Raw genomic sequence first — 20,500 nt, 5'->3', positions numbered from 1 at the left:
CTGCCGTCTGTAACCAGACGGCTTTTTTAATGGCACAAGGTTTACAAAACAAGGATGCCAATAATGATGATCGCGCGTATTAAACGTTGGGTGGCACGGTACGATGCTTGGTGTCAGCAAATGGGACTTGGCGAGGATAACCGTCGTAGCTGTGTGCCTATCAAGCGTTCAGAAAAAACACCATCTACACCAACGTCTCAGCATGATTGATACCCATTGCCATTTTGATTTTTCTCCGTTTCGTGAGGCGCCAGAGTCATATTGGCGGGCGGCACGCGAAAGCGGTGTGACTCGGATGGTGATCCCCAGTGTTAGTGAGGATAACTGGTCGGCGGTGCTGTCGTTGACTGAACGCCTACACGGTGTGTATGCCGGATTGGGGTTACACCCGTGTTTTCTCGATGCTCACACTGACGACAGCCTGGGTAAACTTGAGCGGGCATTGGCCTTGCGTCCTGCGCGCTGTATCGCCGTCGGGGAAGCGGGGCTCGACTTTTTTGTCGCGAACCAAGATACCGCACAGCAGCGCCAGCACGCGCTATTGGAAGGGCAGCTTTGGCTCGCTCGCCACTATGATCTCCCCATTATTCTGCATAGCCGTAAAGCGCATAATCAATTATTACGCATGGTCAAAGCCTACCCAGGTGTACGAGGCGTATTGCATGCGTTCAGTGGTAGTGAACAGCAGGGTAAACAGTTTATTGATGCGGGCTTGATGCTCGGGGTTGGCGGCACCGTCACCTATCCGAGAGCCCAAAAGACCCGTCGCGCCATCGCGCAGTTACCGCTCTCCAATTTAGTGCTTGAAACCGATGCCCCCGACATGCCTTTAGCTGGATTTCAAGGAAAACCGAACACCCCCTCTCAGGTGTCAAGGGTCGCTGATGTGGTTGCAGAGTTAAAAAGCTGTGATAAAGATCATCTGGTGGCTGAAACATCAGACAACGCTGAAAGATTGTTTGGCTTTGATTGAGCGGGAACGGGCAAAAGACAAACGTTTGCGGTTGCATAAGCTCACAAAACTAGATCAAAGTCATACTTATTGATGCATTACAAAATAGTTTTACAGCGAACTGTGATTGGAATATTACTTTAATGTGACTGCGATGCGTATAATCTCTCCCGGAAACCAAATTCCACTTTGTCGAGACGCCAACTTTTTACTTTGAGGATGCCAATACTATGAGCCTGCTGATGAGCGTGATCGGGATGGTTGTACTGCTAGGGATAGCTGTTCTTCTTTCCGATAACCGCAAAGCCATTAACCTCCGTACCGTGGGTGGCGCATTTGCTATCCAACTCTTTTTCGGTGCTTTCGTACTGTATGTCGATGTCGGACGTGACATTCTGTACGGCGCATCACAATACGTTGCTAACGTCATCGCATACGGTGACGAAGGGATCAGCTTCATCTTTGGTGGACTGGTTTCTGACAAAATGTTTGAACTGTTCGGCGGTGGCGGTTTCGTCTTCGCCCTGAAAGTTCTCCCTGTTATTGTCTTTTTCTCATCACTGATCAGCGTGCTTTACTACCTGGGTATTATGCAGGTTGTGATCAACGTGCTCGGTGGTGGCCTACAAAAAGCACTGGGTACATCACGTGCCGAGTCTATGTCAGCAACCGCTAACATCTTCGTTGGACAAACTGAAGCGCCTTTGGTGATTCGCCCGTTCGTGCCTCGCATGACGCAATCAGAGCTGTTCGCGGTAATGTGTGGTGGCTTGGCCTCAGTCGCAGGTGGCGTACTGGCGGGTTATGCCTCTATGGGTGTACCGCTAGAGTACTTGATTGCGGCATCATTCATGGCCGCACCAGGTGGTCTACTGTTTGCGAAAATCATCAAACCTGAAACTGATGAGCCGGTCGAGCAAATGGCTGACGCGACTGCTGAGGGTGCAGAGAAACCAGCGAACGTGATTGACGCAGCTGCAGGCGGCGCATCATCAGGTATGCAACTGGCGCTTAACGTCGGTGCTATGCTACTTGCGTTCATTGGTTTGATTGCCCTGATCAACGGCATGTTAGGTGGTATCGGTGGCTGGTTCGGTTACCCAGACATTACGCTGGAGCTGATCTTGGGTTACCTGTTCGCCCCGTTTGCGTTCCTTATCGGTGTACCATGGGAAGAAGCGGTGGTCGCAGGCTCTTTCATCGGTCAGAAGATCGTGGTCAACGAATTTGTGGCTTACCTGAACTTCACTCAATACCTTGGTGACGGTGCGCAAGTTGTTGCAGCAACCGGCATGGAAATGACAGAGAAAACCAAAGCGATTATCTCGTTTGCTCTGTGTGGTTTCGCTAACTTGTCATCTGTGGCTATCTTGCTGGGTGGCTTGGGTGGCCTCGCGCCAAACCGTCGCCCAGAAATTGCGCGCTTCGGTGTGAAAGCGGTGATCGCCGGTACCTTGTCTAACTTGATGGCGGCGACCATTGCGGGTCTATTTGTGACCTTAACCCTGGCGGGCTAATCGTCTTATTGCGGTAGCACACAGTGTTAAGCAAAACGCCACACAGGCTGCCTGTGTGGCGTTTTTTATTGGGCTTACGTAGTGAATGTGCTTCACCCCCCGTCCTTGCTGAGGGGTGTATACTCATCAATAGAGGCTTGTTACAACATAAGGTAAAACCATGCAGGAAATTCTTCTCGCCCTCGTGGCCGGCTTTTTAGTGGGCGTATTGTTTAGCGCGATAAAACTCCCCATCCCCGCACCACCGGTTTTATCCGGTGTGATGGGTATTGTCGGAGTGTATTTAGGTGGCGTCGGCTATCAGTGGATTGTGGCGCGTTTTTTCAGTTAGAAAGATTGGTTCTACCGCGCAACAGTGTATTTTTCAACATAAACGGTAAAATCTAGTTTTGCTGAAACGGCGTTGGTAAAATAAGTGAACGCCGTCAAAGTTTGCTGGCGCCACAATCCTTATTTTCCTCTCATGGTTAGCAACAAGGTGTGGCTAGCCCCAATCGGAAACGTCCAACGGCGAACCCGCAAATACCCAGGTATTTGCACGCGGCAACAAGGATGGTTGGTTGAAGGCGGCGCGATGTCCAGCCTCAAACTTCATGGAGCCAAGTCCGCTGAGCAATGACCGGCGAACAAAGCTGGTTGTTAATACAGTGGCCAACCCTACTACCTGTTTGGCAAAAGAATGAGGACTGGAGATATCCAATGAACGAATTACAAACCGCGGCCCTACGCGCACTAAAACTGATGGATCTGACCACACTGAACGATGATGATACCGATGAAAAGGTGATCAGCCTGTGTCAGAACGCGAAAACCGCCGTTGGCAACACCGCAGCCGTTTGCATCTATCCGCGCTTTATCCCTATCGCCAAGAAAACATTGCGCGAGCAAGGCACCCCAGAGGTGCGTATCGCGACCGTGACCAACTTCCCTCACGGTAATGATGATATTGATATTGCGGTGGCAGAAACGAAAGCAGCCGTCGCTTACGGTGCCGATGAGGTTGATGTGGTTTTCCCATATCGCGCGCTGATTGCAGGTGACGAACAAGTAGGTGCTGAGCTGGTCAAACAATGTAAAGCCGCGTGTGGCAGCGATGTATTGCTTAAAGTGATCATTGAAACCGGTGAACTGAAAAGCGAGACACTGATCAAACGCGCCTCTGAGATGGCCATTGATGCAGGCGCAGACTTTATCAAAACCTCTACGGGGAAAGTGGCGGTCAATGCCACCCCAGAAGCAGCGGAGATCATGCTCAACGTGATTAACGATAAAGGCGTGGCTGAGACTGTTGGCTTTAAACCTGCTGGTGGCGTACGCACGGCGGAAGACGCGCAACAATACCTCGCGATGGCAGATCGCATTCTCGGCGAGCAATGGGCTGACAGCCGCCACTACCGCTTTGGTGCATCGAGCCTGTTGGCAAACCTGTTGCACACCTTAGGCGAAGGTGAAAAAGCAGCAGAAGGCGGTTATTAACCGTTGATTGTCACTCGGCACCACGGGCAAGCCGAGCCTTGCCCACTGGACGGTAAGGAGGATGCATGATCTTACCTCAAGAGATTATTCGTAAGAAACGCGACAACATCGCGTTGAGCAAAGAAGAAATTTACGCGTTTATTCAAGGTGTCGCCGATGAGTCGGTCTCTGAAGGGCAAATTGCTGCGTTTGCGATGGCGATTTACTTTAATGACATGACCATGGATGAGCGTGTGGCATTGACGTGTGCGATGCGCGATTCTGGCATGACCTTAGATTGGTCACACATGCAGTTTGATGGCCCTGTGGTCGATAAACATTCAACCGGTGGGGTCGGCGATGTGACGTCGTTGATGTTAGGTCCCATGGTTGCAGCCTGTGGTGGCTATGTGCCGATGATCTCAGGTCGCGGCTTGGGCCACACCGGGGGCACGCTGGACAAACTGGAGTCTATTCCTGGCTATAACATCATGCCAAGCAACCAAGTGTTTGGGGATGTGACCCGCGATGCCGGTGTAGCAATCATTGGGCAAACCGGCTCGTTAGCGCCTGCGGATAAACGTGTGTATGCCACCCGCGATGTCACTGCCACGGTGGATAACATCTCTTTGATTACTGCGTCGATTCTGTCGAAAAAACTGGCTGCAGGTCTAGATGCTTTGGTCATGGACGTCAAGGTTGGATCGGGGGCGTTCATGCCGACGTATGAAGATTCAGAGGCGTTGGCCAAATCGATTGTCGGTGTGGCCAACGGTGCCGGAACCAAAACCAGTGCCTTGCTAACGGACATGAACCAAGTGTTAGCATCGTCTGCCGGCAATGCCTTAGAAGTCAAAGAAGCCGTCGACTTTTTGACCGGTCGTTACCGTAATCCACGTTTGTACAATGTGACCATGGCGCTGTGCGCTGACATGTTGGTGGTCAGTGGACTGGCGGCCGATGTGAATCAAGCAAAACAAAAATTGGATCAGGCACTGGACAGCGGTCGCGCTGCCGAGTGTTTTGCCAAAATGATTGCAGGGCTTGGCGGGCCGGCTGACTTTGTTGAGTCGCCGGAGCAATACCTCGCCACTGCGTCAGTGATTAAGCCTGTCTATGCCGAGCAATCAGGTATTGCCAATGCCATGGATACACGGGCATTGGGCATGGCTATTATAGAAATAGGTGGCGGCCGTCGGGTTGCCAGCGATAAAATTGATTATGCCGTTGGGTTGAACGAAATGATTCGTCTGGGGCAACAAGTGGATGAGCACACCCCGCTCGCCATGCTCCACGCTCAGACTGAAGAGCAATGGCAACAAGCGGCGAATGCGGTGCGAGCCGCAGTGAAAGTCGCTGATGAGGCGCCGAGTGCAACGCCAGACGTATATCGTCGCATCAGCTTACAAGACGTCTAATGGAGGCGATCATGAAACGCGCAATTGTATTAGTTTTAGACTCATTTGGTATTGGCGCCACTGAAGATGCCGTCAAATTTGGTGACCAAGGTGCAAACACCTTGGGCCACATTGCACAAGCGTGTGCGAAAGGCGAAGCGGATAATGCGGATCGTCAAGGCCCATTATCTTTGCCTAACATGACCAAATTGGGCTTGGGTAAAGCGTGTGAAGAGTCGTCAGGTTACTTCCCAGAAGGCTTAGACTCACATGCAGAGATTATCGGTGCTTACGCCCACGCTAAAGAGCTGTCTTCGGGTAAAGACACACCGTCTGGTCACTGGGAAATTGCTGGTGTGCCTGTCTTATTTGAGTGGGGCTACTTCTCAGACTTAACCAACAGCTTCCCGAAAGCGCTGCTAGATCGCATTGTTGAGCGAGCGGGCGTACCTGGCTATCTCGGTAACTGCCATGCGTCGGGCACCCAAGTGCTAGACGACTTGGGCGAAGAGCATATGAAAACTGGGAAGCCGATTTTTTACACTTCAGCGGACTCAGTGTTCCAAATCGCGTGCCATGAGGAAACTTACGGGCTAGATAACCTGTATGAGCTGTGTCAGATCGTGCGCGAAGAGCTGGAAGACTATAACATTGGTCGCGTGATCGCCCGTCCTTTCATTGGGCCAGCGAAAGGCCAGTTTGAGCGTACCGGTAACCGCCGTGACTTGTCTGTCGAGCCTCCTTCTCCTACCGTGCTACAAAAGCTGGTGGAAGAAAAAGGCGGTGATGTGATCTCGATTGGTAAGATTGCAGACATTTACGCGCACTGTGGTATCACCAAGAAAATCAAGGCGACAGGCCTAGAAGCCTTGTTTGATGCAACCAAAGACGCGATCAAAGAAGCGGGCAACAACAGCTTGGTCTTCACTAACTTTGTTGACTTTGACTCGGCGTACGGCCACCGTCGTAATGTAGCTGGCTATGCGGCGGCGTTGGAATACTTTGATCGTCGCTTACCCGAAATCATGGAAATGCTAGAAGAAGACGATGTGTTGTTGCTAACAGCTGACCATGGTTGCGATCCAACCTGGCCTGGCACCGATCACACCCGTGAGCATATCCCTGCACTGGTCTATGGCAAAAAAGTGCCAGCGGGTTCACTCGGTCGTCGCGAAACGTTCGCGGATATTGGCCAGTCATTAGCGGAATACTTTGATTTGTCACCAATGGATTACGGGAAGTCGTTCCTGTAACACGTTGACTACACCCTCCCAGATAAAAAGAGATGGCGAATGGCCATCTCTTTTTTTATCTCGGTTTCTCGCTCTGGTCGCTGTGTCTTTGCCGTTTTACCAAGATAAACGTGCAGAACGACGAGTGAGCATTGTCATCAATAGCGCCCCCAGTAATAGTGCAAGGCCGATGAGGAGACGAAACTCGGTTATGTTCGATTGCAGCTGCTGTTTGGCTTCATTGATAACCGAATGGTGCTCTACCGTGAGGCGAAGAAACCCGACGATGTCGCCATCACGGCTTATCGGCGTCATTAGCTGCTGTCGTCCTTGGCTTTCGAGTCCTAGAGGGGTGGTTAATCCAACGGCGGTTTCCAGTGGCAAGGCATTCGTCGAGCGTACTACAGGACTGCCGTTGAGCTGGTAGAAACTGGCATCACGGATCAGTGGCTCGGTTGCCAGTTCATTGGCCATGGTTTGTAAAGGCTGATAATTCTTATCAACCAAGGCATCATAGGCTTGCACACCAACCTGGCGGGTCATTAGCTGGGCTAATTGATCGGTTTGCTGATACAGCGCTTGGTACTGGCGCTGGCTGAGTGTGGTGCTGTAAAGCATTAAGGCGGCAATAGCACTGATAGTGGTGAGCAGCATTCCCCACCAAGTCATCCGCCGTAGCGTTTTGCGCGAAATTGAAAACATACCTTCCTCAAGCCAGATAAACAGAGTCAATTAGCACTGGAGCTTACTACGGTTTTTATGGTATCACAGCCTCATTGTGATTGATTCATTGACCAAGCTTGCTTGGAAACCGAAAGGAAAATATTGACCATGGATAAGGCCACCCCCTTGGCAATTCACCGTTCACCGCAACTTTACCGCCGCTTCCCGACAATGACGACGTCTGCGTTCTCTCGCCGTCGGCAAGGGGGATGGATTGTGTTTGGTGAGGTCATCGATCCGCGTCAGCTCGACGATATCCGCTTTTTTACCGGTGATGACGTTGAGGTTGCCGATGGTTGGCGTGTCGGGCCGTATGAGGTGTTATTGATCCGCGGTGAACTGACGGCTGAACATCGCACCGTGATTGAGGCGCTCGAGCTTGACTGCGCTGACTTACAGGCCCTTCCTGATTTAAGCAGGCCTGGATTGGCGGTGTTTGACATGGATTCCACCGCGATAGAGATAGAGTGTATTGATGAGATTGCGGCACGCGCTGGGGTTGGAGACGCGGTGTCTGCGGTCACCGAGCGCGCCATGTTGGGCGAGCTTGATTTTGAAGCGAGTTTGCGCCAGCGCGTAGCGGCCTTGAAAGGGGCGGATGGGTCGATACTTGAGGCGGTGAAAGCCCAGTTGCCGTTGATGCCAGAAATGGCGCACCTCGTGGCCAGCTTAAAAGCCCACGGCTGGTATGTAGCGATTGCTTCGGGCGGTTTTACCTATTTCTCGGATCATCTCCAACAGCAATTAGACTTGGACTATGCGGAGTCGAACCAGCTTGGGCTCAACAATGGCCAGCTCACCGGCGAGGTGGAAGGAGCTGTTGTGGACGCGCAACGAAAAGCGGATGTGCTAACCATGCTGGCGCAAAAATACGACATTGCGCCAGAAAACACTTTAGCCGTCGGGGATGGCGCGAATGATTTGCTAATGATGGAGGCAGCGGGTCTCGGCATTGCATATCATGCGAAACCCAAGGTGAATGAGAAGGCGCAGGCGGCAGTCAAACACGCGTGGTTGGGCGGTGTGCTGTGTGTACTCTCTGCCAGTATTCGCGATCGGATTAGCTGGCAGCCGCGCTAAAGGAGGGCTGCCTACAATGCTGAGGGGCTATGTGACAAGCTACCATGGCTTGGCCCCTCTTAGCGCCCTAAACGCATCAGCACTTCGTCGGTGACATCAACCAGCTCACCGTAGGCACACAGTGCGACAAATTCATCTTCCAGTTGGCGCGCTTTATGGGTGTCGCGTTTAAGTAAGGTTGATAATTGGTTGGCATCGATATCTTGCTCGGCATGGGCCAGTGGTGTCATCCGGTTGCGTAGCACGGCAAACGCCCCACCTTTTTGCGCCAGCTGAATAAATTTTCGCCGCGCATCGTCAGATTCAAACTCACTATCGGCAAAAGTGTGCACGGCACGTACCTTGTCTTCTTGCATGTCTACCCAGACGAAGTACTCGCGCACCAGCTCTTTCAGAGGCTGGGAAGGGCGGGTAACTTCATGGGTGCGGGTGAGAATCTTGTCCCCGAAGACAGGATAGAATGATAGCTGACGGCCCCCACCAGCGCGTTCGAGAAAGCGGTGCAAGCGGCTGGGTGGTAGGTTGATACCCACCGCAGGCACCGAGAGTACACCGTTGTCACGCCGAATAAAGTAGGGCTGTACGGTTAAGCGCGTGAGCAGTAATTGGTGCATGGCCCAAACTAAGGGCGGATCGGGCAAACGTTCATCAAGCACTGTCAGTTTGTCGAGGTTATGTTCAATCAAGCGGCGAAGGTACTGGCGACGACGGGTGTTGGGCGCTTCAGTGGTGAGCTTGAGTTGAATATTGTCTCGTTTGGGGCTCACTCGAATCACCTGATACGGCATATCGACGAGAGGCGCACGAGGGTCAATACTGACTAATGCATCGAGTGAAACAGACACCAAGTCATCTTTCGCCCCTTGAAAAGGCTGTGCCAGTTTCAGGTTCAATCCACCCGAGGAGAAATCGACCAGTTTTCCCTTCAGGGCCCCTTGCTCTGGATGTACCAGTGATACCTCAGAGCGGTAGGCATAACGTGGTTCACGGCGTTGGGGCTGCCTGTCGGATGAGATTAACTGTGCCCCACAAACCGGATTACGTTGGTGTAAAAAGCGTCGCAAGGCTTGGCTGGATAACGACGGTTTGGGGTGGGTTAAATAACTCTTCTTGCTTTCGGCGTGGGTCACATCTTGCACCAACGCGACATGAGTCAGGGTTTTGAGCGTATTCAGCCAATCAGGCGACACGTCTTGTAGCCGTTCAATGTCACCCGCGTTAATGGCTGACATGGTCACCTTAAACACCCGCCATGAATGGCGCTTGGCACCTAGTTGCCAGAACAGGTGGCGCTCTTCTTCGCTCATTTCATTGGGCGAGGCGGAATAGAAAAAACGCTGCTTGTCTTTCTCTACAGAAAAGCAATATAACAATAGCTGGCTGGTTGACGCTCCTTCTACTTGAAGCAGTGACAAGCGCTGTGCATCGAAAATATGATTAATGACAGGTTGATTGCGGCTGTCGTGCCAGTAATCCCAAAGCTCCCGGTTTTGCCGCGTTTGTAATACGTACTCTAACTTGTCTTGTGCAAAGTAAAGCGGCAGGACGCTGGTATGGTGCAAGAAAGATTGCTCATAGCTTTGCAGCTTGAGAGTGAGTAACTTGTCTTCACCATCTTGCTTGCCACGAAAGTCGGGCGAGGCCATTTCTGTGTCTAGCGCCTGCTTAATCGCATCACTGCTGGTGTCAAGCCGTAAGCGTAACCAGGTGCTGCTGGTGGAGTCTTTGTTTTGATCGACGCCAATAATACGGTAACTCAGCCCTTGCTCAAGATCGGGGTCTTGATACTTTTGCGCTAATGCTGTGAACCGAACTAATACTTCAGAGCTAGGCGGGTAATCGAATGCTGCAGGGACACGCACTCGGCAGCCTGAGTTAGACAAGTCACTGGTGACCCCATGTACCTCATAGCCGGTATTCAGTGTTATTAATACTTGGGTAGCAAAATGGATGCGGCTTTCACTACGCGCTAAATAACGGCCAAAGGTGAGCTTCTCGGGTAACAATGCCTCTTGGGCCGTATCACTGACTGGGCCTTTTCCTTGTTGCTGAGTGTGTTTTTCTTGTTCGTGTTTGACGCGAAAGTTATTAGGGGTATTGTGCAAATCTTCCCACAACCCTTGCGTCATTTGCCCATTGTATAAAGGCAAGCGCTCGTAATAGTGGTTAATCGCCACATCATCCAACCAATGCTTTTTGCCGTTTAGCTCGTATTGATGACATTCACCATCGACTTTGCCACGGAGATCGATGGTACGGTTGCATGGCGTCATCAAACGTCTGATCTCCATTTTGATCAGAAGTTTGGCAGAGCTTGGCTCGTTGGCGGTGAGCTTATCGAGCAGCACCTCAAATTTGGGGGTTTGGGACATAGGAAGCAGTTGCTCAATCAGTCCCTGGTAATCATCCTGCTTCATGGCAAAGTCTGGTAAAGTGTTGTCCTTATATAATAACGGCACCGGTTCGAAAAAGTGTCGGAATAATTAATAAGATAGCAATCATTTTGTGAATTAGCTGACATCATACGTCTTGGAGAGCGAATGGCAAAAACAAAACGAGCCTACGTATGTAACGACTGTGGCGCGGATTTTCCCCGTTGGCAAGGGCAGTGCTCAGCCTGTGGCGCGTGGAACACCATTACAGAAGTGAGACTGGCAGCATCGCCCCAGGTCGTGCGCAATGAAAAGTATGCTGGGTATGCAGGCAGCGCAGAAGGACAAGTACAAACCCTACAGGATATCGATTTACAAGAGGTGCCACGCCTAAGTAGTGGTTTTAAAGAGCTGGATCGTGTGCTTGGCGGGGGGATCGTTCCTGGTGCCGCGATCTTGATTGGGGGCAACCCGGGCGCAGGGAAAAGCACCTTGCTCTTGCAAACCATGGTGGGGCTCGCACACCATCTGCCGACCTTGTACATCACAGGGGAAGAGTCATTACAGCAGGTGGCGATGCGCGCTGATCGGCTGGGGCTTGCCAAAGATCGCTTGAAGCTGTTGTCAGAAACGGGCGTGGAAACCATCTGCCAGGTGGCTAAAAAAGAGCAACCGAAAATCATGGTCATCGACTCGATACAAGTGATGCATGTCGCGGATGTGCAATCTGCGCCGGGGAGCGTGTCACAAGTGCGGGAGTCTGCCGCGGCCTTGACCCGTTATGCCAAGCAACACAATGTGGCGATTTTCATGGTGGGGCATGTGACGAAAGATGGCACGCTGGCCGGCCCCAAGGTGTTGGAGCACTGCATTGATTGTTCTATTTTGCTCGATGGCTCTAGCGATAGCCGTTTTCGCACACTACGCAGCCATAAAAACCGCTTTGGTGCGGTCAACGAACTTGGCGTGTTTGCGATGACTGGGCAGGGGTTAAAAGAGGTCAGTAACCCGTCCGCCATTTTCCTTTCACGTGGTGAGGAGCAAACCTCCGGTAGCTCGGTAATGGTGGTATGGGAAGGCACCCGACCTTTGCTGGTAGAGTTACAAGCCTTAGTCGACTATTCACAACTGGCCAATCCACGCCGGGTGGCGGTGGGGTTAGAGCAAAACCGTCTTGCTTTACTTCTGGCCGTTTTACACAAACACGGTGGGCTGCAAATGTCTGACCAAGATGTGTTTGTTAATGTGGTTGGTGGGGTCAAAGTTACAGAAACCAGTGCCGATCTTGCCCTGCTGTTAGCGCTGATTTCGAGCTTTAGGGATCGCCCGCTGCCAAGAGAGCTGGTGGTCTTTGGCGAAGTCGGCTTGGCGGGAGAAATTCGCCCTGTTCCAAGTGGGCAAGAACGCTTGATGGAAGCGGCGAAGCATGGCTTCAAAAAAGCCGTGGTCCCCAAGGCTAACTTACCGAAACAATCGATTGACGGCATGACGGTCTACGGCGTCAGTAAGCTGTCTGACGCCCTCGATGTACTAGAAGATTTATAGCCGATAGTGTTGGGGCGAAGCACATGAGCCCCAGTTTTATCGATATGGAGAGGTAGACGGGCAAACATGGCTTATACAGGAAAAGGTAAGTCATGCTACCGGATTTCCCCAAGCTTATTTACCCCGAGCTTATTTACATTGACGCCTTCGTCGGTGCCGATTTTATATCAGCTTCGCGCTGCTGTGCGGTACTCAGTGGCGGCTCAGCGTCTGGCATATTGGCGACTTGTACCTGAGTTTCGACCAAGTTTTCGACTACCGCCACTAAATGGCCCCAACTGACACGCTTCTCGTTTTCGAGCAAGGTATCGAACTGCTCTGCACTCCACTTAATAAACCGGCGCGGATTAAGCGCTCGCCCTAAAAAGCGGACTTCGTAGTGCAAATGAGGGCCGGTGGATAACCCCGTGTTACCTGACCAGGCAATTAGGTCACCTTTTTTCACGAACTGCCCACTGCGTACGTTGAACTTATCGAGGTGGGCGTAGAGGGTCATAAAGCCAAAGGCATGGTCTATTTTTACAAAGTTGCCATAGCCTTTGCGACGGCTGGGTCTGACATACTCCACCACGCCATCTGCTGGGGCGTACACGGGCGTACCAATGTCAGCAGTTAAGTCTAACCCCATGTGGAATTTTTCTTTGCCCGTCACCGGGTGTGTGCGTGAACCATACCCAGATGAGCGACGATAGCTTTGAATCGGTTTGCCATTAGGAATGAGTTGAAGCATGGTGTAACGCACAGCGGAGTTTATGGCTGCCACATCCAGTCGGTGGGTCAGTGAGGCATCTTTCGCCACCGACTGCAGCCCCAGCATATCTTCCACCGTCACCACGCGCTGAGTCAGTGCAGTCAGCTCGACATCTTTGTTCTCGATGGTTTGTGACAGCTCATCGCGCTTTTGTTGCAGCATGGCCACTTCGTTATTCAATACGGCACGCTCTTCACGTAAACGGTTAACGGCAGCTTCGGCTTCAGTGGAACGCTCGGAGAGCAAATAAAGGCTGGCGAAGGTCACGGTGAGAACGGCCAGCAATACCAACGCCAATGTTTGCACTACCTTTTTGCGGGTAGGGCAAAGCGTATAATGCTTCACACCGTTTGGGTGTGAGATGGCGATATGGATGTGATCTGTCATGACTGGTTACTGCTGGCCTGCGTTCGGTACCGCCCATGACGACACGGAGCTAAGACTCGGGCTCCTTCATAGGGTCGGTCAACTGCGCTAGCTCGCGATGAAGCAGTTCATCGTTGCCAACGTTAAGTTCAACGAGCCTTTTTAAATGACTGGCACTATCAATGTCAATGTGATCAATATAAAGATGGAGGTAATTCTCGCAGTTATTAACAAGAATGCAGTCCATGTCTAATTCTACGTCAGAGTCATGCAGGTAAAAGACCAACGAGAATGCGGTGTGTTGCGGGTCTGCTTGCCAATTGTCTGGACGAGACAAAAGCACCCCTTTCAAAGAAAGGTCGAGTACATGTGCGTGCCACGACTGTTCATTTTGCTTGAGTATCGCGGGGGCACGATACATCACGCGGGAAAATTTTCTACGCTCTGGCATGATCGCATCTCCTCATTCCTTTGCCTAAAGTGTAGGCGATGCATGGCAGGCGACCTAATAATCTGTGTAGGCGTATCGATTCTGAAACATTTTTTGATGTCTTGGCGTGATTAAGCGGATGGAATGCGGTTTGTGGGTGGGGGAGTAGGGCAGCCTTGGCTGCCCTCATTAGTGCGGTGTTACTTGGCAACGCGCTTGTATTTGATGCGGTGTGGCTCCGCCGCTTGTGCGCCCAGCGTTTTCTTCAACCAATCGGTGTATTCGGCAAAGTTACCTTCGAAGAAATTCACTTGGCCTTCATCACGGTAGTCAAGAATGTGGGTGGCGATACGGTCAAGGAACCAGCGGTCGTGCGAAATCACCATCGCACAGCCTGGGAACTCGAGCAGAGCTTCTTCCAAGGCTCGTAGGGTTTCAACGTCCAGATCGTTAGTTGGCTCATCGAGCAGCAGTACGTTACCGCCCGCTTTCAATAGCTTCGCCAGGTGGACGCGGTTGCGTTCACCGCCGGACAAATCGCCGATACGTTTTTGTTGATCGCTTCCTTTGAAGTTAAAGCGAGAGACATAAGCACGCGCAGGTAACTCAAAGTTATTGATGCGAATAATATCGGCACCTTCTGAGATCTCATCGTAAACGGTTTTGTTGTCGTCCATACTGTCACGGAACTGATCCACCGAGGCCAGTTGCACGGTGTCACCGACCTCTACTGTGCCCGCATCCGGTGTTTCGGTACCACTGAGCATTTTGAACAGTGTTGATTTACCCGCACCGTTAGGACCGACGATACCGACGATAGCGCCTTTCGGGACGCTAAAAGACAGATCGTCAATCAATACGCGATCACCAAATGACTTGGTTAGGTTGTTGACTTCAATGACTTTATCACCAAGGCGTGGGCCGGGTGGGATAAACAGCTCATTGGTCTCGTTACGGCGTTGGTAATCGGAGGTGTTAAGCTCTTCAAAGCGTGCCATACGCGCTTTTGATTTGGCTTGACGGCCTTTCGGGTTTTGACGTACCCATTCAAGCTCTTTCTCAATGGTTTTCTGGCGGGCTTTTTCTTGTGAGGCCTCTTGCTTTAAGCGGACGTCTTTTTGCTCAAGCCATGATGAATAGTTGCCTTCCCAAGGGATGCCTTCACCACGGTCAAGCTCAAGGATCCAGCCGGCAGCGTTATCGAGGAAGTAGCGATCGTGCGTAATCGCCACAACAGTGCCGGTATAGTCGACCAAGAAGCGCTCTAGCCATGCCACTGATTCGGCGTCCAAGTGGTTGGTTGGCTCATCGAGTAGCAGCATATCTGGCTTTTCAAGCAGTAAGCGGCAAATCGCCACACGGCGACGTTCGCCCCCAGAAAGGTTTTTGATTTGTGCGTCCCACTCGGGTAAACGCAGAGCATCGGCCGCACGCTCTAACGCATTATCCAGATTATGGCCATCTTTGGCTTGGATCAGTGCTTCAAGCTCACCTTGCTCTTGCGCCAAGGCATCGAAGTCGGCGTCAGGATCGGCATAGGCCGCATAGACCGCGTCGAGACGGGTCAATGCATCTTTGACATCCGAGACCGCCTCTTCAACGGTTTCACGCACGGTTTTGTCTTCATCCAGCGCAGGTTCTTGGGGGAGGTAGCCAATTTTAATGCCTGGTTGCACACGGGCTTCACCCTCAATTTCGGTATCGATACCGGCCATGATGCGCAATAGGCTCGATTTACCGGCCCCGTTGAGACCTAGCACCCCAATTTTGGCGCCTGGGAAGAAACACAAAGAAATATCTTTAAGAATTTGGCGCTTAGGTGGCACGATCTTGCTCACCCGCGACATGGTATATACGTACTCAGCCATTTCTGCTCACGCTAATCGTTGTGGAGTAAAAGACGCTATTCTAACGTTAACTTTGCCAAGTTTAACAGTGATTGTCATATTCGGTGGGTAATATAGCCCATGGGCGGCAAACCATTTGCCAAAGCGCGAGGGAATTTGCTGATGAGATTGTTGTCTATTCGTTGTCACACATTTTGGATGTGACACATTCGTCACGGTGTTAATTGATTAGGAGCGACCTTTAACATGGAACGATTCATCGCTTTGTCCGGGCCTTTGCGCAATGCCTCTCATGCGGCGCGCCGTGGTGTCCGTGCCTTCTCCCGTTCACTGCTACCAGGACTTATTTTAGGGGCCGCTTTTTCTCCTTCTCTCGCGTTGGCGTCGGCCAGTCCAGACAGTGGGCAAATGACGCCTGCGCAGCGTCAATATGAGGCTGCCATCGATGCGATTGAGCGTGGTGAATTGCGCCAATTTCGCCGCCTCAAAGCTAAGTTACGTGATTATCCACTTTATCCGTATTTAGATTATCGTGATTTTACTCGCAACCTTGCAGAAAAGTCGCATGCCTCGGTGACCAACTTTATTCAGCGTTACACCACCATGCCGTTTGCTAATAGTCTGCGTGCTGACTACCTCACGTTATTAGCGGATAGAAAAGATTGGGCAACATTGGTCGCTTTCCAGCCTGATGTGCCACGAGGGGAGCGCTATCAATGTCAGTATTATTACGCTCATAGTCAAGCAGGCAACCGTGCGTTGGCACGCAGTGGTGCCAAGTCGCTGTATTTATCCGGCCAATCGGTCGACAGTGCCTGTGACCCCTTGTTTGATTACCTCTCCGAGCAAAAGCAACTCACTGGTGACTTAATCTTGCAGCGGATGTTGCTGACCTTTGAAGGGCGCAATCGCAGTTTGATGCGTTACCTACAAGGTCAACTCCCCAATACCGACCAAGCGACGGGAAAGCAAATCATTGATCTTTATGATAACCCTGATCAAGTTGCTGACTTTTCTAAGCGCAGTAAAGTGACCCCCTTCAATCAAACGCTTACTCGCCTCGCGTTTGAGCGACTGGCGCGTAAAGACGAAGCCGAAGCCATTCGTCATTTTCGTCGCACTGTTGAGGGGCAGCACTACGATAAGGATCAACGACAAGCCATTGCCGATTATCTTATTGGCCAGCTGATGAATGATGATGAGCCTGCATTGGCTGCGTGGCGTGATCGTATGCTGAGACAAAGCGACGATGATGGCCTGCTCGAGCGACGATTCCGTTTGGCGCTGGTGGAGGGTGATTGGCACGTATTGAATCAATGGCTTTCACTGCTCAGTGATGAGGCGAAACAGTCATTAAAATGGCGATATTGGCAGGCGCGAATTCAATTAGAGCTTGGCGACAGTCACGCAGCGAACCAGGCGTTTGAAACCATGTTGGGTGAGCGTAATTTTTACAGTGTGGCTGCCGCTCAACATCTGGAAAAACCGATCCATATTCCTTCGCGTACCGCGGTGTTGAAAGAGGCGGGATTGATGCCTGTCAATGATGTGCTGGCGCGAGTCGATGAGCTGATTGCGCTTGATAAAATCTACGCGGCTAAGCGTGAGTGGTATTATGTGTTGCAGCGCGCCAGTGATGAGCAAATTGCGCTATTGGCCGCTTATGCCAATAAACAGCACTGGTATCATCTTGCGGTACAAGCCACCATCGCCGGCAAAATGTGGGACCACTTATCGTTGCGTTTTCCGTTGGCTCATCAGTGGTGGTTTGAGTTTTTCAGTCGCGAACGCGGGGTAGATAAAACCACATTGATGGCACTGTCGCGCCAAGAAAGTGCCTTTTTTACCCGAGCTGTGTCTCATGTGGGGGCGAGAGGATTGATGCAATTGATGCCGCGTACGGCACGTGAAACCTCGCGTCGCTTAGGGTTTGATTATCAAGGGCCGGCCAGTCTTAGCGATCCGGGTGTGAACATTCGTTTAGGCAGTGGTTATTTGAAAATGATGCTTGATCGCTTCGATAGCAACCGCGTTCTCGCTTTTGCGGCATACAATGCCGGACCACATCGAGTAAGCCGCTGGCTGGCCCGTTCGAAAGGGCACATGGATGCGATTGCCTTTATCGAGTCGATCCCGTTTTATGAAACGCGCCATTATGTGCAGAACGTGCTGATGTTCGATATTTACTATCGCCAACTGTTAGGTGAGCCCGTGCAGTTTTTAAGAGCACACGAGTTGGCACAGCGTTATTAATGTTACAATCGCGACCATCACGTAAAGAGCTAGAGGAATCCATGTCGCAATCGCCTGCATTTTCTGGTTGGCAAGATGTTATCGCGCTAGTGCGCCGTGCTGGACAAGATGATAATGATGATGCCTTGTTGACGGCCTTACTGACCCCCGACGAGCGAGACACCTTAGTGGCTCGGATTAATATTTTGCATGAGTTGTTAGAAGGGAGAATGAGTCAGCGCCAGTTGAGTCAATTATTGGGCGTGGGGATCGCGACCGTCACACGCGGCTCTAATGAGTTAAAGCGGATGGATGACGAGACCAAAAATTGGCTAGCTGATTTACTTAAACGTGAAGCTGAACAGTCCACTTCATCGACCCAATCAACAAAGCCTTAAATAGACCAACAACGGCGCCACAGGGCGCCGTTGTTTGATAATGAGACGCATGTACTTGTAATTCATGAGTGAGTTTGAATAATTGGGCATCCAACTAACACATGGAGAGTCAGATGAAAAAAACACTCGTTGTTGCTGGTATGTGCGCAGCACTTGCTGGTTGTGGTGGCGTAAATAACGCTTTACTTGAGAAAAATAAGTCAGTCGAGTATTACCGAATCTTCGATATCAAAACAGATTCTGATCGTTATACTGTCGCTGAAGCCGCAAGCGATGGGCTGGGTAAAAATGTCAATAGTGCAACTGAAGCAACCCCTATTCCTAATTTTTCAGAGCCGCCAGAGAAACCTGGACGTTTCACTCTAACCAATCCTTTTCAGGGGTCTCAACTTGCTGCTTTGGCAGGGGCTACAGGCTCTGTGGGTATGAAAGTTGCCACTTGCGATGGTGCTGTTTGGACCGCTAAAGCTGTTCGAGATATTTCAGGGCAGTCGAATCTGAATCTTACAGCTTGCTTGTGGCAATATCAGGATGGGTATCACTTAGACACATACGCCACATTCAATAAGAAAGAAGGTGGTTTGATGCAAATTAGCCGTGATATGGCAAGTGCTATGGTCGGAACGCCCGAAGAGTGGACAGAAAAAACAATTCTCGATATTGCTAAGCAAATAAAAGAAGAGACAGGTGCGAAAATAACCTATTTGGAAGGTTATCCTAAAATGGCAGATACGCCTTGGGTCGACAAGCTAGATTAATGTTCTGAAGCGGAGCCATAAGGCTCCGTTTTTTGGCGTTAACGATACAAGTGCGGGTGCATAAAAGGAATCAGCGCCATGATTAGCGCTTGATGGTAAACACTCGAGCGCGTTAATCGATGCCCGGTGAGCATGCCAATGGCGCCACCTTTTTGTTTTACATTTTCAGTGGCAAACATCCTGTCCATCACATCGCCAAGCTCTTCCCCTTGATGCAGGGCTTTTAACGCCTCTTGCGGCAGTGGCAGTGAGGCAGAGCGTGCTTCGCCTTGCGTTGTCCCATCATCTATCACCATCCAAGCAAAGGTATGTTGGCCGTCTAAGCCGGCTTCTACCCCGACATAAAAATCTCCTTTGTACTCCGCTTTGGCATGATGAACGCGGTTGCACGCGCCGGCATAGGTCTCTTTCTCGGTCATTGGTTGTGCGGGGACATCGCTCGGCACAGAGACGCCGGTAAAAGTGAAAAGGGTGTCGGGAAAAGCGTCACAAAACGCGGCTTCAACCGCGGCGATTTTAGCGGGGTTTTTGGACGTGACGATCACCTGCTTCATGCGCCCAGCTCTCCTTTTTGTGTTGATAGGCGTGTTGCAGTATACGCCACCGGAGGGGTAAACGCAGCATTCCAAAAATATTACTGGCATCAGTAGGTTGGCTGACTTCGCTTAAGCCAATTCGCATTTTACGGTGTCCTTTGCGTGGCTGTGGCACATAGGTATTAAACCAGCGATCCCAGCATGAAAGGTTGAATCCGTAATTGGCGTTGCATTCATGAAAACGGGTGGAGTGATGCACCCGGTGCATATCTGGTGTGACGATAAAGCGACGTAACCAAGCATCTACGCGCTTGGGGAGACAAACATTACTGTGATTAAACATCGCCATCCCGCTGAGTAGCGTTTCAAACACGATCACGGCGACAACAGGTGCGCCAAGTAGCGCGACTAACACGCACTTAATGGCCATCGACAGCCAGATTTCCACCGTGTGAAAGCGTGCGCCTGTGGTGACGTCAATATCCATATCAGCATGATGTACCAGGTGCAGCCGCCACAGCCATGGCACCTGGTGGAAGAGTTTGTGTTGGTACCAAATCGCCATATCCATCACAACTAATGTGACGAGAACCGCGACCCATTCAGGGAGCGAAAATTGATTAAAAACGCCAAAACCAGAGGCGGCGGCAAAACTGGCCGCACCCACTGCAGAAATCGGTGCGAGTACACGCAACGTGAGGGTATTAAATACCGTCAGTAAGATATTCCCTGACCAACGCTCTCGCCTCGTGCGAGTGAGCTGGCGCTTCGGCCACCGCCATTCGGCAAACAGCATCACCAACAGTACCAAGGCAAACAGGCTGAGCCTAAACCCTGCTTCGTGCGCTTCAATCCAATTCATAACCACTCCTCGTTTATAGCTAGTTTACGCGATAAGCCCTGCCAACG

General features: G+C 51.2%; 19 protein-coding genes. 12 read left to right on the top strand and 7 right to left on the bottom strand.

Features of this window, described 5'->3' with window-relative positions:
• Window positions 1-63 precede the first annotated feature (63 nt).
• From N8M53_RS10425 to N8M53_RS10395, 7 genes are all read left to right on the top strand, one after another.
• Window positions 64-210: a hypothetical protein gene (locus N8M53_RS10425; RefSeq protein WP_158020658.1), complete on the top strand. Its 147-nt coding sequence runs from the start codon at window positions 64-66 to the stop codon at window positions 208-210.
• Window positions 203-973 carry a TatD family hydrolase gene (locus N8M53_RS10420; RefSeq protein ID WP_269578728.1) on the top strand — a complete coding sequence of 257 codons (771 nt, stop codon included), beginning with the start codon at window positions 203-205 and terminating at the stop codon, window positions 971-973. Before N8M53_RS10425 ends, N8M53_RS10420 begins: the two co-directional genes overlap by 8 nt.
• 209 nt (window positions 974-1,182) lie before the next feature.
• The gene (locus N8M53_RS10415) at window positions 1,183-2,469 is read left to right on the top strand and encodes a NupC/NupG family nucleoside CNT transporter (protein ID WP_069362769.1); all 1,287 of its coding nucleotides are present in this window, start codon (window positions 1,183-1,185) and stop codon (window positions 2,467-2,469) included.
• A gap of 160 nt (window positions 2,470-2,629) precedes the next feature.
• Entirely contained in the window at window positions 2,630-2,800 is a 171-nt protein-coding gene (locus tag N8M53_RS10410; RefSeq protein WP_069362770.1) for a XapX domain-containing protein, read from the top strand.
• 368 nt (window positions 2,801-3,168) lie between these two features.
• Complete coding sequence (gene deoC, locus N8M53_RS10405; RefSeq protein ID WP_269578727.1) at window positions 3,169-3,945, top strand: deoxyribose-phosphate aldolase; 777 nt, start codon at window positions 3,169-3,171, stop codon at window positions 3,943-3,945.
• Window positions 3,946-4,010: 65 nt separating this feature from the next.
• Entirely contained in the window at window positions 4,011-5,342 is a 1,332-nt protein-coding gene (gene deoA / locus N8M53_RS10400; RefSeq protein WP_269578726.1) for a thymidine phosphorylase, read from the top strand.
• An 11-nt stretch (window positions 5,343-5,353) separates the two neighbouring features.
• Window positions 5,354-6,574, top strand: coding sequence for a phosphopentomutase (locus N8M53_RS10395; protein WP_269578725.1), 1,221 nt, complete (start codon window positions 5,354-5,356; stop codon window positions 6,572-6,574).
• A 96-nt stretch (window positions 6,575-6,670) separates the two neighbouring features.
• Here N8M53_RS10395 and N8M53_RS10390 read toward each other — a convergent pair whose 3' ends face one another.
• Window positions 6,671-7,255: an AhpA/YtjB family protein gene (locus N8M53_RS10390; protein ID WP_269578724.1), complete on the bottom strand. Its 585-nt coding sequence runs from the start codon at window positions 7,253-7,255 to the stop codon at window positions 6,671-6,673.
• A gap of 129 nt (window positions 7,256-7,384) precedes the next feature.
• Here N8M53_RS10390 and serB point away from each other — a divergent pair, with 129 nt between their 5' ends.
• Entirely contained in the window at window positions 7,385-8,356 is a 972-nt protein-coding gene (gene serB, locus N8M53_RS10385) for a phosphoserine phosphatase (RefSeq protein ID WP_269578723.1), read from the top strand.
• 59 nt (window positions 8,357-8,415) lie between these two features.
• On the opposite strand, the gene N8M53_RS10380 is transcribed toward serB, so the two are convergent.
• Window positions 8,416-10,773: a PilZ domain-containing protein gene (locus N8M53_RS10380; protein WP_269578722.1), complete on the bottom strand. Its 2,358-nt coding sequence runs from the start codon at window positions 10,771-10,773 to the stop codon at window positions 8,416-8,418.
• A gap of 123 nt (window positions 10,774-10,896) precedes the next feature.
• Here N8M53_RS10380 and radA point away from each other — a divergent pair, with 123 nt between their 5' ends.
• On the top strand, window positions 10,897-12,273 hold the full coding sequence (gene radA, locus N8M53_RS10375) for a DNA repair protein RadA (protein ID WP_269578721.1): 1,377 nt from the start codon (window positions 10,897-10,899) through the stop codon (window positions 12,271-12,273).
• Window positions 12,274-12,406: 133 nt separating this feature from the next.
• Here the strand turns inward: radA and N8M53_RS10370 are convergent, their stop codons facing one another.
• From N8M53_RS10370 to ettA, 3 genes are all read right to left on the bottom strand, one after another.
• Window positions 12,407-13,411 carry a M23 family metallopeptidase gene (locus tag N8M53_RS10370; protein ID WP_269578720.1) on the bottom strand — a complete coding sequence of 335 codons (1,005 nt, stop codon included), beginning with the start codon at window positions 13,409-13,411 and terminating at the stop codon, window positions 12,407-12,409.
• Window positions 13,412-13,460: 49 nt separating this feature from the next.
• A complete protein-coding gene (locus N8M53_RS10365; RefSeq protein WP_077773023.1) occupies window positions 13,461-13,841 on the bottom strand; it encodes a PilZ domain-containing protein in 381 nt (126 codons plus the stop codon).
• A 179-nt stretch (window positions 13,842-14,020) separates the two neighbouring features.
• Window positions 14,021-15,688, bottom strand: coding sequence for an energy-dependent translational throttle protein EttA (gene ettA / locus N8M53_RS10360; protein WP_077458796.1), 1,668 nt, complete (start codon window positions 15,686-15,688; stop codon window positions 14,021-14,023).
• 225 nt (window positions 15,689-15,913) lie between these two features.
• Between ettA and sltY the strand changes: the two genes are divergently transcribed.
• The 3 genes from sltY to N8M53_RS10345 all read left to right on the top strand — a co-directional run bounded on the left by sltY (window position 15,914) and on the right by N8M53_RS10345 (window position 19,055).
• Entirely contained in the window at window positions 15,914-17,920 is a 2,007-nt protein-coding gene (gene sltY / locus N8M53_RS10355; protein ID WP_269578719.1) for a murein transglycosylase, read from the top strand.
• A 41-nt stretch (window positions 17,921-17,961) separates the two neighbouring features.
• On the top strand, window positions 17,962-18,297 hold the full coding sequence (gene trpR, locus N8M53_RS10350) for a trp operon repressor (protein WP_269580027.1): 336 nt from the start codon (window positions 17,962-17,964) through the stop codon (window positions 18,295-18,297).
• Window positions 18,298-18,410: 113 nt separating this feature from the next.
• Window positions 18,411-19,055 carry a hypothetical protein gene (locus tag N8M53_RS10345; protein ID WP_269578718.1) on the top strand — a complete coding sequence of 215 codons (645 nt, stop codon included), beginning with the start codon at window positions 18,411-18,413 and terminating at the stop codon, window positions 19,053-19,055.
• Window positions 19,056-19,093: 38 nt separating this feature from the next.
• On the opposite strand, the gene yjjX is transcribed toward N8M53_RS10345, so the two are convergent.
• Window positions 19,094-19,609, bottom strand: coding sequence for an inosine/xanthosine triphosphatase (gene yjjX, locus N8M53_RS10340; protein ID WP_269578717.1), 516 nt, complete (start codon window positions 19,607-19,609; stop codon window positions 19,094-19,096).
• Window positions 19,572-20,453 (bottom strand): sterol desaturase family protein, encoded by an 882-nt coding sequence (locus tag N8M53_RS10335; protein WP_269578716.1) that lies wholly within the window; start codon window positions 20,451-20,453, stop codon window positions 19,572-19,574. Before N8M53_RS10335 ends, yjjX begins: the two co-directional genes overlap by 38 nt.
• Window positions 20,454-20,500 lie beyond the last annotated feature (47 nt).

The sequence above is a fragment of the Salinivibrio kushneri genome (genome assembly GCF_027286325.1).
In the GTDB taxonomy this organism is placed as follows: domain Bacteria; phylum Pseudomonadota; class Gammaproteobacteria; order Enterobacterales; family Vibrionaceae; genus Salinivibrio; species Salinivibrio kushneri_A.
Note: the sequence above shows the minus strand (reverse complement) of the source record. Positions and strands in the feature narration are given on the sequence as shown.